The organism is Holophagaceae bacterium (assembly GCA_016720465.1).
Taxonomy (GTDB): Bacteria; Acidobacteriota; Holophagae; order Holophagales; family Holophagaceae; genus JANXPB01.
In genome coordinates this window covers 1,770,852-1,784,989 of the sequence record JADKKO010000004.1, presented here as the reverse complement: position 1 = coordinate 1,784,989, position 14,138 = coordinate 1,770,852, and the positions used below count along the sequence as shown (strand labels likewise).

General features: G+C 63.5%; 14 protein-coding genes. 5 read left to right on the top strand and 9 right to left on the bottom strand.

The features are described from left to right. Positions 1-55 precede the first annotated feature (55 nt). From IPQ13_15195 to IPQ13_15185, 3 genes are all read right to left on the bottom strand, one after another. Entirely contained in the window at positions 56-1,279 is a 1,224-nt protein-coding gene (locus IPQ13_15195) for an ABC transporter permease (protein MBL0212237.1), read from the bottom strand. Next, positions 1,276-2,031 (bottom strand): ABC transporter ATP-binding protein, encoded by a 756-nt coding sequence (locus IPQ13_15190; GenBank protein MBL0212236.1) that lies wholly within the window; start codon positions 2,029-2,031, stop codon positions 1,276-1,278. The genes IPQ13_15195 and IPQ13_15190 overlap by 4 nt, the downstream gene beginning before the upstream one ends. 131 nt (positions 2,032-2,162) lie before the next feature. Continuing rightward, positions 2,163-3,041 (bottom strand): undecaprenyl-diphosphate phosphatase, encoded by an 879-nt coding sequence (locus IPQ13_15185; protein MBL0212235.1) that lies wholly within the window; start codon positions 3,039-3,041, stop codon positions 2,163-2,165. A 64-nt stretch (positions 3,042-3,105) separates the two neighbouring features. Between IPQ13_15185 and IPQ13_15180 the strand changes: the two genes are divergently transcribed. Continuing rightward, positions 3,106-4,143, top strand: a complete 1,038-nt coding sequence (locus IPQ13_15180; protein MBL0212234.1) for an aminotransferase class I/II-fold pyridoxal phosphate-dependent enzyme — start codon at positions 3,106-3,108, stop codon at positions 4,141-4,143. Positions 4,144-4,480: 337 nt separating this feature from the next. Further along, the gene (locus IPQ13_15175) at positions 4,481-5,350 is read left to right on the top strand and encodes a hypothetical protein (GenBank protein ID MBL0212233.1); all 870 of its coding nucleotides are present in this window, start codon (positions 4,481-4,483) and stop codon (positions 5,348-5,350) included. A gap of 4 nt (positions 5,351-5,354) precedes the next feature. Here the strand turns inward: IPQ13_15175 and IPQ13_15170 are convergent, their stop codons facing one another. Further along, positions 5,355-6,506, bottom strand: coding sequence for an aminotransferase class V-fold PLP-dependent enzyme (locus IPQ13_15170; GenBank protein MBL0212232.1), 1,152 nt, complete (start codon positions 6,504-6,506; stop codon positions 5,355-5,357). A 311-nt stretch (positions 6,507-6,817) separates the two neighbouring features. Between IPQ13_15170 and IPQ13_15165 the strand changes: the two genes are divergently transcribed. The 3 genes from IPQ13_15165 to ccsA all read left to right on the top strand — a co-directional run bounded on the left by IPQ13_15165 (position 6,818) and on the right by ccsA (position 10,330). After that, positions 6,818-7,417 carry a hypothetical protein gene (locus IPQ13_15165; protein ID MBL0212231.1) on the top strand — a complete coding sequence of 200 codons (600 nt, stop codon included), beginning with the start codon at positions 6,818-6,820 and terminating at the stop codon, positions 7,415-7,417. Between the two features lie 70 nt (positions 7,418-7,487). After that, positions 7,488-8,570 (top strand): cytochrome c biogenesis protein ResB, encoded by a 1,083-nt coding sequence (locus tag IPQ13_15160; GenBank protein ID MBL0212230.1) that lies wholly within the window; start codon positions 7,488-7,490, stop codon positions 8,568-8,570. After that, entirely contained in the window at positions 8,567-10,330 is a 1,764-nt protein-coding gene (ccsA, locus tag IPQ13_15155) for a cytochrome c biogenesis protein CcsA (protein ID MBL0212229.1), read from the top strand. The genes IPQ13_15160 and ccsA overlap by 4 nt, the downstream gene beginning before the upstream one ends. A gap of 7 nt (positions 10,331-10,337) precedes the next feature. Here the strand turns inward: ccsA and IPQ13_15150 are convergent, their stop codons facing one another. The 5 genes from IPQ13_15150 to IPQ13_15130 all read right to left on the bottom strand — a co-directional run bounded on the left by IPQ13_15150 (position 10,338) and on the right by IPQ13_15130 (position 14,094). After that, positions 10,338-11,192 carry an SDR family NAD(P)-dependent oxidoreductase gene (locus IPQ13_15150; GenBank protein ID MBL0212228.1) on the bottom strand — a complete coding sequence of 285 codons (855 nt, stop codon included), beginning with the start codon at positions 11,190-11,192 and terminating at the stop codon, positions 10,338-10,340. Further along, positions 11,185-11,841 (bottom strand): hypothetical protein, encoded by a 657-nt coding sequence (locus IPQ13_15145; protein ID MBL0212227.1) that lies wholly within the window; start codon positions 11,839-11,841, stop codon positions 11,185-11,187. The genes IPQ13_15150 and IPQ13_15145 overlap by 8 nt, the downstream gene beginning before the upstream one ends. Continuing rightward, entirely contained in the window at positions 11,838-12,038 is a 201-nt protein-coding gene (locus IPQ13_15140) for a hypothetical protein (protein MBL0212226.1), read from the bottom strand. The genes IPQ13_15145 and IPQ13_15140 overlap by 4 nt, the downstream gene beginning before the upstream one ends. A 67-nt stretch (positions 12,039-12,105) precedes the next feature. Continuing rightward, positions 12,106-12,867: an SDR family oxidoreductase gene (locus IPQ13_15135; protein MBL0212225.1), complete on the bottom strand. Its 762-nt coding sequence runs from the start codon at positions 12,865-12,867 to the stop codon at positions 12,106-12,108. A gap of 159 nt (positions 12,868-13,026) precedes the next feature. Continuing rightward, positions 13,027-14,094: a phosphotransferase family protein gene (locus IPQ13_15130; GenBank protein MBL0212224.1), complete on the bottom strand. Its 1,068-nt coding sequence runs from the start codon at positions 14,092-14,094 to the stop codon at positions 13,027-13,029. Positions 14,095-14,138: the final 44 nt, after the last annotated feature.

Genomic DNA, 14,138 nt, shown 5'->3' with positions numbered 1-14,138 from the left:
ACCTTGATTCAACCACGGATTGGAGGAAACGGGTCCTGCACCGGCTGCCGGGCCTTCACTGCCTGAAGATCGCCGACTCCCGGTTCAGGATGTTCGTGGACAGCCAGGCCATGGCCGCGGCCAGCCCCGACGTCATGACGAAAGCCAGGATGTACTGCCAGGCCACGAATTGATGGGAGAACAATTTCCGGATCGTGAGGGCCACGTTCAGCACCGGCACATAGGGCAGCGCAGCCATCTTCTCCAGGCCGGGGGCCGTGGAGAAAACCCCCAGCATGACCACCACGAAAATGCCTGGCGTGATGGCCGTCATGGCCTCCCGGGTGTTTTTCGCCTGGGTGCCCAGCACCAGGATGATGCTGGAGAAGAACAGGCCCAGCGGGACCAGCAGCAGCAGGGTGAGGCCCAAGGTCGATGGGCTGGCCAGGGAAGAGAAGCTGAGGCTTGGCGCCGCGGCCGCTCCGGCCGTGGCGGCTTCCGAGCCCGCCACCTGGTGGCCGAGAAGGGTGAAGCCCAGGCTCATGCCCACTACGTTCATGACCGTGCCGAGGACGCCGATGGAGAAGGTGGCCAGGAGCTTGCCCCAGATGACGTGGCTGCGGGGGATGGCCGTGGAGAGGAGGCTCAGCATGGTGTGGCGCTCCTTTTCTCCGGCGGTCATGTAGACGCCGTGCTGCATCGCGTTGGTGTAAAGGCCGATGAGCAGGATGTAGGGAACGAAGAGTCCGAGCATCTTGCTGAGTTCAAGGGCCAAGTCGCTGGCCTTTTCAGTGATCAGATTGGTGGGCTTCGGAAGATCCTTGGGCGCCCGGATGGCTTCCAGGCGCGCCTGCACCCAGACCTGGTCCTGTTTTTTCAAAGCCTCTTTCAGGCGCTTGAGGGCCAGTTCCGAAGCCTGTTCGCTCTCATCCACCATCGCCTTCACGGTGAAGGGCTCCTGGCGCTGCAGCTTCCCGGGCGCTTCGGCTTCCACGTCCACCGCCAGCTCGAATTTCTTGTCCCGCAAAGCCTGTTTCAGGTCTCCCCCTGGACCGTCCACCAGTTGGAAGGCCTTGGCGTCTCCGAGCAGGAAGGCCTTCACCACGCCGCCCGGATCATTCAGGACGATGCGGCTCGCCTGGCCCCGCCGGCGGTTCGAATCGCCCTGGGCCATCTTGGTCATCATCATGAAGATGGCCGGAAACAGGATGAGCGGGATCACGAAGGTGAAGAACAGCGTCCGCCGGTCCTTGGAGAACTCCATCCACTCTTTCTTGAAGATCAGTCCAACGCCCCTCACCTTGCACCTCCCGCCGCCAACTGGAAGAAGACTTCATCCAGGGTCCGCACCGAGTAGCGGCCGAGTATTTCCCTCGGCGGCGCGTCCCCATAGAGTTCCCCATCGAAGATGATGCCCACCCGGTCGCAGATCTCGTCCACCAGCGGCATGACATGGGTGCTCACGATCACGGTCCGGCCCTCGCTCTTCATCACCCGCAGCAGGTCCAGCACGGTCTTGGCCGTGAGCACATCGAGCCCCGTGGTGGGTTCGTCGAAGATCACCACCTTGGGATCGTGCAGCAATGCCCGGGCGATGGAGACCTTCTGCTTCTGGCCCGAAGAGAGGCCATCCATCTTCACATCGGTGAAATCCATGAGCTGGAGCTTCTCCAGCAGGTAGAGGCCCCGGCGCTCGGCGATGGTGGGATCGACTCCTTGGAACTCGCCGAAAATGCGCAGCAGTTCCCGGGGCGTGAAGCGCTCGTAGACATTCATGTCCGTGGAGAGGTAGCCGAGCTTGCCGCGGACTTTCTCGCCCTCCTTCTGGGTATCCAGCCCGCAGACTTCGATGGTGCCCTGGTCCGGCTGCATCAGGGTCGCGATCATGCGCAGCGTGGTGGATTTCCCGGCCCCGTTCGGTCCCAGCAGGCCGTAGATCTCGCCCGGGTTCACCTGGAAGGAGATGCCGCGCACGGCCTCGATGCGCTTCTTGGCCTTGGTCTTTCCGTCCTTCACCGTGAAGGCTTTGTGAAGGTCCGTCACCTGGATCACGAAAACTCCTGTTGAAGCGATGAAGCCAGTCTAGGAAAGAAGCCCAAGCCCCCGTCCGCAAACCGGCCAACGGGCCGCAGGGATCGGCGAGCGGAACAGCGGCAGGGATCAGCGGAAGGGCTTGATCCGTTCTAGGGATGCTGCATGGTCGTCGCGTAGAAGAACCCGTCCACGCCGACCGTGCCCAGGATCAGCATCGCCAGCCCCATGCAAAGGCAGTAGAACGCGAAACCATTGAGTTTCGGGGAGCGGGTGAACCGATCCAGGACGCCGATGGCGAAGTAGCCGGACACTGCGGCCACCGCCACGCCGACGACGCAGGCGAGGACCGGATTGATGGAGCCGGCTGGAAACCGCATCTCCTCGGGCATCGGCAGATGTTTGACCATGGGCACCACCAGCTCCTTCGCCTCCAGCAAGGCGGCCGCGGCGATGGTGGGAATGCCCAGCAGAAAGCTGAAGCGGGTGGATGAGGGCAATTTAAGCCCGCTGAACACTCCTACGGAAATCGTCGAGCCGCTGCGGCTGAGACCGAAACCCCCGCCCAGTCCTTGGATGGCGCCGATGGCCAGGGCATCCTTCGCCGTCAGCGCTTCGAGGTCGCGGCCAGCCTGTTTCTTGCTGCGCTCATTCGCCAGGTAGAGCATCCAGGCGGTCACCAGCAGGCCGATGCCGTAAACCCAGAGATGCTGCTTCGCGGTTTCTTTGATGCCCTTGGTGGCAAGCCCGAAGATGCCCGTCGGGATCATGGCGATGAAGAGCCAAAGGGCCGATTTGCGTCCCTCGGCATCCTTCCCGATGATGCCCATGAAGACCTGGAACAGCTCTTTTCGGAAGTAGACGCAAAGCGCCAGCAGGGTGCCCACATGCAGCAATACGTCGAAGGCCAACGGCATGCCCCGTCCCAGCATCAGATGTTCGGCCAAGGTCAGATGGGCGGTGGAGGACACCGGCAAGAATTCCGTAAGGCCCTGGATCAGGCCCAGCAGGATGGCGTGCCAAAGTTGCATTCAGACTCCCGGCGTAAAGATTGAGTTTGCCATCCTCCCCTCCATTCCCGTGAATAATGAAGCCATGCGAATCCTTGATTTCCGTTCCGACACAGTCACCAAGCCGTCCCCTGAAATGCGCGCCGCCATGGCGGAGGCCGAGGTCGGGGATGACGTGCTGGAGCGGGACCCCACCCTGGATCGCCTGGAGCGCAAGGTCGCGGAGGTGCTGGGCAAGGAGGCGGCGCTGTGGACGCCCACGGGCTGCATGGCCAACGGCATCGCCATGATGCTGCACCTGCGGCGGGGCGACCGTTTCCTGGCTCCCGCCCAGGCCCACGTGCTGGGTTCGGAACTGGGCACCGCCGCATGGCTCGCGGGGGGCATGCCCGAGGCCCTGCCCTGGACCGGAAAATCCGGCCGCATCACCGGCGACCAGGTGCGCAAGGCTGCGGGAAGCAGCGGCCCTTACTACACATTGCGCACCACCCTGCTCTGCCTGGAGAACACCCATAATTTCGCCGGCGGCACCTGCCTCAGCCTCCAGGACCATCGCGAACTGACAGCAGCAGCCCAAGAAAAAAAGCTCGCGGTGCATCTGGATGGCGCACGCCTGTGGCATGCGGCTGCCTTCTTGGGCGTTTTGGTGCATGAGTTGGCAGATGGCGCAGATACGGTGAGCGTGTGCCTCAGCAAAGGCCTCGGCGCCCCCATGGGTTCCCTCCTGGCGGGCACCGCGGAGAAAATCGAAGAAGCGCGCCGCATCCGCAAAATGCTGGGCGGCGGTGTCCGCCAGGGTGGCGTCATGGCCGCGGCCGGGCTGGTGGCGCTGGACTACCTGCCCCGGATCCCCGAGGACCACGCCAAAGCCATGGAACTTGCGACCGGCCTGCGGAAGCTCGGTTTCCACCTGGAGACGCCCGAGACGAACATCCTGCTGGTGCCCGTGCCCTCGGTGCCCAGCTCCACGGAGGCCTTGCGGGGACTGGGCGTGCTGGCCACCAGCGTGGGCTCGGCCCTGCGCTTCATCACGCATCGGGATATCGAGGCGGGGGGAATCCAGGAAGCCCTTGGGAGGATCGCCACCTGCGCCGATGCGATCCTCAGCGCTTCCGAAACCTGAACGCATGATCCCAAGGAAAGCCCTAAGAGCGTGTTTTAAAATTCCCCCGTGCCGCGACGGAGGTCAGCCGCGATGCAACACAAGGAAGGGGCCGCAGCAGCGTATATGTCATACGCTCAAGGCCCGTGACGCCGTGGTGCGCGCGGCTGGCCCCGTCCCCCCGGGCTGGGGCGGCGGGCTTCGTAGGGCTGCGTTACCCTCCCGTGGCGTATAGGCGATACGCCGTGGTCGGCTGCCTTGCCCTGCTCGCCCGGCGCTCCCAGCGCGGCGCGGGGGAATTTTAAAACACGCTCTAAGCGTCGGACGCGCTAGTGCGTAGATCAGGCCGGTGAACACCATGCGCGATAGCAGTTGGGACAATGGCGGCGGGATGCCTCGGGCGTCCAGCCGGCCTTGGCTCAAGTGGGCGCTCATCGGGACGGGGCTGATGGTGGGCCTCCCCCTGCTGATGACCGCCTCCATCGGCGGCCTGGCCTTGCGCCACAGGGCCCAGCTATGGCCGGTGGTCCGGACCGTCCATGCCCGCTTGCAGACTGATGAAGGCGTCAAGGATCTCTTCGCGAAAAACCCCGCCCTGGCTGATGCCTACGCCAGCGACCAGGACTTCCTGGACACGGTCCGCGCCTGGCGGGCCAAGGTTGGCGATGTGCCCGTCCAGGAGCCGTCCGAAGGCCCCACCTATTCGCCCGACGCGGACCCCGGCGAAGCCGCAGCCTCGGTCCAGGGATCGGGCGGAGCCTGGATGCGGGTGGAGATCCGGGGCGGCGACCTGGCGGGCCCCATCCAAGGCGAGGGAATTGTTCGGATCTTTTTCGGGGAGGACCGGAAGGCGCTCCGGACCGCGCGGAAAAATGCCAATGCCTTGAAGAAGCAGCGGGAATGGGAAGATTTCCGGAAGCTGATGCTCCGGTGCGGCGAGGACCGCGAGGCCCTGGCCCTCTACGGACAGGAACCAGGCTTGCGCGCGCACTACCCGAGCGAGGGCGCCTTTCTGGAATCCATGAAGACCCTTCGGCCAGCTCTGGGCAAGCTGCCCGTGAATCCGGTGGAAGGAGCCCAGGAATTCAGCATCCATCGGTATCAATCGCCCTTCACCCGCTCCCGGATCCTCACGTTCAGGGACAGCGATGGACAGGAACTCGTGGCCACCTGGAAAAGCGGCCAGCTCAGCAATCTGGAACTGCGGCCGGCAAGCCACCGGAGATGAGGCTTCAAGCCCTTGCGAACAGGCTTGAATCCCGCAGGTCCCGCACGATGCCAGGCAGCATCTCCGAGACGGCCTGGATTTCGTCGGGGGTGGTGTACCGGCCCAGCGAAATCCGGATCGTCCCCATCGCGAATTCCGCCGGCACGCCCATGGCCCGCAGCACATGGCTCGGTTCCTTCTGGCCCGTGGTGCAGGCGCTGCCCGTGGACACGCAGACGCCGCGCTCGCTGAGCTTCAACAGCAAAGCCTCGCCTTCGAGCCCCTTGAAACTCAAGAATGATGTGTTGGCGAGCCGCGGTGCGCCCGCTCCGTTGATGCGGACCTCCGGAATGCCAGCTTGGATGGCCGATTCAAGGCGGTCGCGCAACCCACCGATGGCGGCCACTTGGGGAAGGTGCCCCATCGCCAATCCGCAAGCGGCGCCGAGTCCGACGATGCCCGGCACATTTTCGGTTCCGCCGCGCCGGCCCCGCTCCTGATGGCCTCCCAGCATGAAAGGTTTCAACCGGAGTCCGCGCCGGATGAACAGCGCTCCGGTGCCTTTGGGCCCATGGAATTTGTGGCCGCTGAAATTCAACAGATCGATGGGCAGCCCGGCCAGGTCCATGGCCACTTTCCCGATGGCCTGGGTGGCATCCACATGCAACAAGGCCCCCTTTTCTTTGGCGATCTGCGCGATCTCCTCCAAGGGGAACAAGACGCCGCTCTCGTTGTTGGCGGCCATGAGGGATACCAGCGCTGTGTCCGGCCGGATGGAGGCTTCCAGCTCGGCCAGATCCAGGCGCCCTTCAGCATCCACGCCCAACTGCGTGATCTCGGCCCCTTGCCGCTTCAGCCAGTCGCACATGGCCATCACCGCCGGATGTTCCACCGCGCTGACGAGGAAATGCCGTTTCTTTGGGAACGCATCGAAAATGCCCCGGAACGCGTGGTTGATGCCCTCGGTGCCGCCGCTGTTGAACAGGATCTCCGCCGGAGAGCAGCCCAGGAGGGCGGCCACCAGGTCCCGGGCCTGCACCACCGCGCCTTCGCTCAGATGCCCCAGCACGTGGCCGGAGCCCGCGTTGCCGTAACTTTCCTGTAAAAAAGGCAACATCGCATCCAGCGCTTCGGGGGCAAGCCGCGTGGTGGCGTTGTTGTCCAGGTAGATGAGCATGGCAACAGCATCAGGTGGAATGGCCTTCCCCGTCCATGGCCAAGGCGGGTGGATCGGCGGCAATCCATGAACGCTTGATCAATTAGGAAGTTCCGCGGACCCGTTTGGCCGTCCCCCGGAACCCCTGGGACACCGCCGGTGCGCAATTGAGCACAAAATCACCGAAAGTCTGGCGGTACCACCGGTACTCTATAAGCCATGGATTGGTCTCCAGGAAATGGAGCCCGAGCGATCCCACCCGGAGGAACCATTCGTTGCGACCGAGAAGCCAAACCCCTGCCGCAGAATTTCGATCCACCATCGCCAAGCCCTTGATTCTCTCGACCATCCCCATGCTGCTGCTGTCGCTTGGATGCCGGCGGGAGGAAGCAACCCGCTACCGCGTGCCCAAAGACGCCGCGGCGCCCGCTGCGATGCCTTCGGGGACGGCCGGGATGCCGCCGCCGGGAATGGGAGTCCCGGGCGATGTTCCCGCGCCACCGCGCCCCACGGGCCAAGGCGCCCTGAAATGGTCGCTTCCCCCGGGCTGGACCGAGGGCGAGGCGGGCGGCATGCGCTACGCCACCCTCAAGCCGCCCGTCCAAGGGAAGGTCGAGGCCACCGTGGTGGTGCTGCCCGGAATGGCCGGCGGCGAACTCAGCAACGTCAATCGCTGGCGCGGCCAGATCGGACTCGGCCCCATCGATGAGCAGGCCCTGGCCGCCGCGCGCAAACCCATCAAGTCGAAGGCCGGCACGGTCTCCGTGTTCGACTTCACCGGAGAGGGCCAGGCCAAGAGCCGCATGGTGGCCGGCCTCATCACCACCAACGATGGAAACACCTGGTTCCTGAAGCTCGTGGGCGACGCCGGCCCCGTAGGGAAAGCCGAACCGGACTTCATGCGCATCATCGGGAGCCTCCACCTTGACTAACAAATACCTGCAAAAAGCCTGGGACGTCCTGTCCTCCTTCCAGCTCACCATCGCGTCCCTGGCCTTGCTCATGGTGCTGGTGGTGCTCTGCACGCTGGCCCAGGTGCCCCTGGGCACCTATGGCGCCGTCAACATGTACATGCGCAGCATCCTGGTCTGGTGGGGGCCTGAAGGGTCGACCTGGATCATTCCCGTCTTCCCCGGCGGGACCATCGTAGGGTTGATCCTGACCCTGAACCTGCTCGCCGCCACGGTGAAACGCCTGCAATTCACCTGGGCCAAAGCGGGCCTTTGGCTCGTGCACCTGGGCCTGATCCTGCTGGTGTCGGGAGAGTTCGTGTCCGCGGCCCTGCAGGTGGACGACCGCATGGCCATCGAACAGGGGCAGACCGTGAACTTCGTGGAGAGCTACCGGGACACGGAGCTCGCAATCATCGATGTGACGGATCCCGCCTTCGATGAGGTGTTCGCCGTGCCCACGAGCCTGCTGGCGAAGGCCAGCACGGTCAATCTGCCCAACAACCCCATCACGCTGAATGTGAAGCGCTTCTTCCCGAACGCCGCGCTGGCGGACCGGGGTCCCATGGAGCCGCCTTCCATCGCCACCGCGGGCGTCGGTCCCAGCGTCAAGATCGAGGAGCGGGCCGTCGTATCCGCGGACAACGAGCTGAACAACACGTCCGTGTTCGTCGAACCCGTCGCGGCGGGCCGCAGCTACGGCATCTGGCTGGTGTCCATCGCCCTGGGCGCCCCCCAGTCCTTCATCCATGAAGGCCGCACCTACATGATGTCCATCCGCCCCACGCGGCACTACCTCCCCTACGCGCTGACCTTGAAAAAATTCAGCCATGACAAGTACCCCGGCACCGACATCCCCAAGAACTTCTCAAGCCTCGTGCAGATTTCCAACCCCTCCAAGGGGGAGGCCCGGGACGTCCTGATCTACATGAACCAGCCCCTCCGCTACGAGGGACGGACCTTCTACCAGGCCAGCTTCGGCAAGGGCGACACCCTTTCCATCCTGCAGGTCGTCGAGAATCCAGGCTGGCTGCTGCCCTATATCTCATGCGTCCTGGTGACCATCGGTCTCCTGGTGCACTTCGCCATCATGCTGCGCCGTTCGCTCTCGAAGCGGCAGGAGAAGGTGTCATGAAACTCGCCAAACTTTTCCCCTGGATCGTCGGCGCCGTAGCCCTCTTCGCGGCCATCTTCTCCGCCATGCCGCCGGGCAGGGCCAACGGCTTCGACATCAATGGATTCGGCAAGCTGCCTGTCCTCGAAGGGGGCCGGGTGAAGCCCCTGGATTCCGTCGCGCGGAATTCCCTGCTGCTGATGCGCAGCAAGCAGAGCGTCCGTTTCGAGGGCAAGACCATCAGCGCCGACCAATGGGCCCTGGACCTGATGTTCCGTCCCGAAGCGGCCGACAAACAGCCGGTGTTTAACATCGATGATCCCGATGTGCTGGGCCTCATCGGCCTGAAGCAATCCTCGGTCCGCTATTTCAGCTTCGAGACCCTGGCTCCGCACATCGATGAGCTCGAGAAGCAGGCCAAGGTCGCCCAGCCCATCGACGCCAAGAAGCGCACCCGCTTCCAGTCCGCGGTGGTGAACCTGTTCGACCGCGTCTACATGTACTTCCGGCTGAAGAACACCCTGCAGCTCGCGGGGACGCCCGGCCTCGCCGTGCAGATCCAGGCCGTGGGCGCGCCGCAGGCGGCGGAGATGCACAGCGCCCTGGCTCAGTTGGCGATGTTCCGGATCCTGCCTCCCCTCGCCGGGGAGAAACCGGAAGCCTGGCAGAGCGTCGGCGAGGCCCTGCAGGCCAGCGCCATGGGCCAGCCGCTGCATCCCGGCCTCGCGCCCCTGTCGCGCATCGCGGCGGCCTACGGAGCGCAGGATGCCGCAGCCTTCAACAGCAGCGTCGCCGAATTCCAGGGCCTCGTCTCCAGCCTCCGGCCCGAGGCCATGAGCCACGCGAACAACGAGATCACCTTCAACCGGGCGCAGCCCTTCTACGTGGGCATGATCATCTACGTCCTGGCCCTGCTGACCATCTTCGTCTCCTGGATCTGGAAAGGGGAACTGCTCCAGCCCACGGCCTTCTCCCTGCTGCTGGTCGGCGCCATCGTGCACACCTGCGGCCTGGCCTTCCGGATCATCCTGCAGGGCCGGCCGCCGGTCACCAACCTGTATTCCTCCGCGGTGTTCGTGGGGTGGGGAGCGGTGATCCTGGGCATCGTGCTGGAGCGGATGTACAAGAAGGGCTTCGGCACCGCCGTGGCTACCGCCGCCGGCTTCGGTTCACTCATCGTGGCCCAGCACCTGGCCGAGGGCGACACCATGGAAATGATGCGCGCGGTGCTGGATTCCAACTTCTGGCTGGCCACCCACGTGGTGACCATCACCATCGGCTACAGCGGCACCTTCCTGGCTGGCGCCATCGCCATCGCCTACACGCTCTGGAAGCACATCGCCCCCGACCCCGATCCCGAGACCGGCAAAGCACTGGTGGGCATGGCCTACGGCATCATCTGCTTCTCGCTGCTGTTCAGCTTCGTGGGCACGGTGCTGGGCGGCATCTGGGCGGATCAATCCTGGGGCCGGTTCTGGGGCTGGGATCCCAAGGAGAACGGCGCCCTGCTCATCGTGCTCTGGAACGCGATCATCCTGCACGCCCGCTGGGCGGGCATCGCCCGGGACCGCGGCATCATGACCATGGCCATCTTCGGCAACGTGATCACCAGCCTCTCCTGGTTCGGCGTGAACATGCTCGGCGTGGGCCTGCACTCCTACGGCTTCATGGACGAGGCCTTCGTCGCCCTCATGGGCTTCATCGCCTCCCAGGGGATTCTGATGGGCCTCTGCATGCTGCCCCGGCGCTTCCAATTCCAGAAGCCCAGTCCCCAGTCCTGATCTTCAATCATTCGCCCGCATCGAAGGACAGCAGCGTGGGGTTCCGGCCCTGCAGGATGTCCTCCATGCGCACCCTCACGCCAGCCTTGGTGTCGGGGTGGGTGAGGATGTAGAAGCGGTCCGAAGCGATGGCTTCGAAGACCGCCTCGGCCACGCGGTCGGGCTCGATGCCGCTGGCCGTGGCCTGCAGCACCGCGGCGGCGATTTTCATGGACACCGGGTCGAAGGTCTTCAGGTCGCTCCGTTCGGCGTCCTCGCGGTTCCGTTCGGACTGGGCAATGCGGGTCTTCACCCAGGCCGGGCAGAGCACGGACACCTTGAGCCTGGACTCCCGCAAAGCCAGGTCGTGGTGCAGCACTTCCGAGAGGGCCACCACACCGTGCTTGCTCACGCTGTAGGCCGCGAAGCCCGGCGTGGCCAGCAGGCCTGCGGCTGAAGAAGTGTTGATGATGCGGCCTTCTTCGCCATCGGAGATCATGCGCGGCACAAACGCTTGAAGGCCGTGGATGACGCCGTGGAGGTTCACTCCCAGCACCCAGTCCCAGTCCTCGACGCTCACTGCCCAAGCGGGTTTGCATAGCGCTACGCCCGCGTTGTTCACCAGCAGGTGCACCCGGTGGAAGCGGGTGAAGGCTGCATTTGCCAGGGCTTCCACCTCATCGAAATTGGAGACATCGGCGGGGATTCCGATGGCCTCGGCGCCCTGCCCCTCCAGCTCGGCCACGGTGATTGCCAAGCTGTCCGCGTTGATGTCCGCCAACACCAGTTTCATGCCTTCCCTGGCGGCGCGAATAGCGATGGCCCGGCCGATGCCCTCGGCTCCCCCCGTGATGACCGCGACCTTGTCTTTGAGATCATCCATTGGGTGGCCTCAACTTAACTGAATCCCAATTCAGCCCAAGCACTTCATCCAAGTTCTCCGGTGACGGTCGACCAGATTCCCATTCGCGTCGGAGGTATCCAAGGGCAGTGCTCAGACGGGAATTTTTGGAGGCTGATTCAAGCCATGCCCAATCCCATCCCGGCGTGTTTCCCTGCATCACCAATACCGCCAAGGCCTGCACGTATGCATCTGCGTGATTCCAGCCAACTACTTGAGCCAAACGGTCCAGTAAAAGCGCTTCTGGACGGATGCAGCGAACCATCCCGCCCGTGGAGGTTGGAACCACAACCGTGTCCTTTTCAGCGTCTAGGTGCACATCAGCAACACCCAATGGCCCAGAAGGAAATTCAACAGCGACTCCGTCCACGATGATGTAACGGCCCTCGCGCTTGAAGTCTGGGAATCGCGTGAAATCGCTCGCCTGAAGATGGGTGATGAAATCCAAATCCTCGGTTTGGAACAACCCATCAGTTCTTCCGGTCCAGACCTGCACAGCAGCTCCACCCACCAAAATAGGTGCCGCATTGAGTTCTGAGAAAGCCAGCAATAAAGAGGGTGGGATGAATGCTGGAGTGGGTTTTAGCGTTGGCGGGGAATCGGGCCCACGCCCTGGTTCGCCTTGGTTCATGTCTTTTTCACCGAATTGGAAGGCATGGCTCGCTCTCCCAGGGACCGCGTGCCAACGACACTTTCCCGCTCGATGATGGGATCTCCCAAACGGCGCAACAACGCTCGTTTCTCGGGATCCCTGGGCTTGCTGGAAGGTCGGGCATTCAGCACGGGGCCATAGGCGGCGATCAACTCGTCAAGGGTCATCTGCGGCATGGCACTTCTCCTTCCAAAGCTCATTGTTGGGCTATCTAGGCCAGGTTTCCAGTAAGGATGGGAAAAATCAGACCGTCAGGTATCCGCCGTCCACGTTGAGGCAGGTGCCCGTGGTGTAGCCGGCGGCGCTGGACACCAGGTACAGCACCGCTCCAGCCATCTCTTCGGGCTGGGCGACGCGATGCATCGGAATGTGCTCCAGGGCTTTTTCCAGGATCGCGGCATTGCCTGTCAGCGCCGAGGCGAACTTGGTGTCCGTAAATCCCGGCAGCAGCGCGTTGACACGGATCTTCATCGGCGCGCACTCCTTGGCGAAGGCGTGGGTCATGGAGATGATCGCCGCCTTGGTCATGGAGTAGATGCCCTGGAAGGGGCCGGGAATGACGCCGTTCACCGAGGCCACGTTCACGATGGCGCCACCCTGCTTCATGAGTTTCGCGCCGCCCACGGACATGTAGAAATAGCCCCGGATATTCACGTCCACGGTCTTCTGGAAGGCGCCCATGGGCGTGTCCAGAATGGGTCCGAAGTAGGGATTGGCCGCGGCGTTGTTCACCAGGATGTCGAGGCGCCCATGCTTGGCCTCGATGGCCGTGAAGATGGCTTCGATCTGCTCCATCTCCCCGATGTGGCAGCCCAGGGCCTCCGCCGAACCACCGCTCGCCTCGATCGCCTGCACCACGGGCGCGCAGTGCTCCGCTTTGCGGCTGGAGACGATGACGTGGGCCCCGTGGGCGGCCAGCAATTTCGCAATCGCCTCGCCGATGCCCCGGCTGGCCCCCGTCACCAAGGCGATCTTGCCGCTGAGATCAAAGGTCGCTGGGGTCATCAGTTCTCCTGAATCGTCGGTAATGCCTATAAAAAGCTAACCACGCGGAGGGCAGCGGAGAAAAGCGGAGGGTAGCGGAGGGAAAAAGGTCATAACCAATGCTTTCTAGTTTTTCTCCGCTTCCCTCCGCTCCTCCGCTGCCCTCCGCGTGGTGTTTTTTTAAACTTTCGACGCCGCGATCAGCTTCAGGCAGCGCTGTTCGAGGTGGTTCGTGATGTGGACGAAACCTTTGAAGGCCGGGTTCGCGGTCTGGCCGTGGTGGTAGCGGTAGTAGATCTGCTGCACGATCACCGCCAGGCGGAATAGGCCGTAAATCAGATAAAAGGTGATGTCGTCCACCTTCCGCCCGGTCCGGGCGGTGTAGTAGTCGATGGCTTCCTGGCGCGTCAGCATGCCCGGCAGGTGCGTGGGTTGGCGCCGCATGCGCTTGAAGGTTTCGTCGTCGTCCGCCTGGACCCAATAGGCAAGCGAGTTGCCGAGGTCCATCAAGGGATCACCCAGCGTCGCCATCTCCCAATCCAGCACGCCGATCACCCTCGTGGGCTGTTCCGGATCCAATACGACGTTGTCGAAACGGAAATCGTTGTGGATCAGGCAGGTGGCGCTGTCCTGCGCAGGCATGTTCTTGGCGAGCCAGGCCATCACACCCTCGAAATCCACGGCGTTGTCCGTGCGCGCCTTCCGGTAGCGGTCGCTCCAGCCCTCGATCTGGCGCTGCACGTAGCCTTCGCCCCTGCCCAGCGACTCCAGACCCGCGGCCTTCCAATCCACCTGATGCAGTTCGATGAGCTTGTCGAGAACGTTGAGGCAAAGCTGGCGCGTCTCGGCTTCATTGAGGTTCATTCCTTCCGGCAGATCCTGGCGCGGGATCAGCCCCCGGATGCGTTCCATCACATAGAATTCGCTGCCCAGGACGCTCGCGTCCTCGCAAACGGCCAGCACATCCGGAACGTAGGGATAGTGGGCTTTTAGCGCCGCCATGATGCGCGCCTCCCGCCCCATGTCGTGGGCGCTCTTCGCCTTGTGCCCGAACGGCGGCCGCCGCAGGATCAGCTCGCGGTTGTCGTAGCAAACCAGGTAGGTCAGATTCGATGCTCCCCCAGGGAACTGCGTGATGACGGGCGTTCCCGCCAAGCTTGGATCCACGCGCTTGAGAAAGGCATCCACCGCTGGGATGTCCAGTTCCTCGCCATTGCGGATGGGGCCGGATTCATCGATCAGGGGCACAAGAACTCCGCGGCACCAACTTGAAAAAACCATCTAAATTGCGA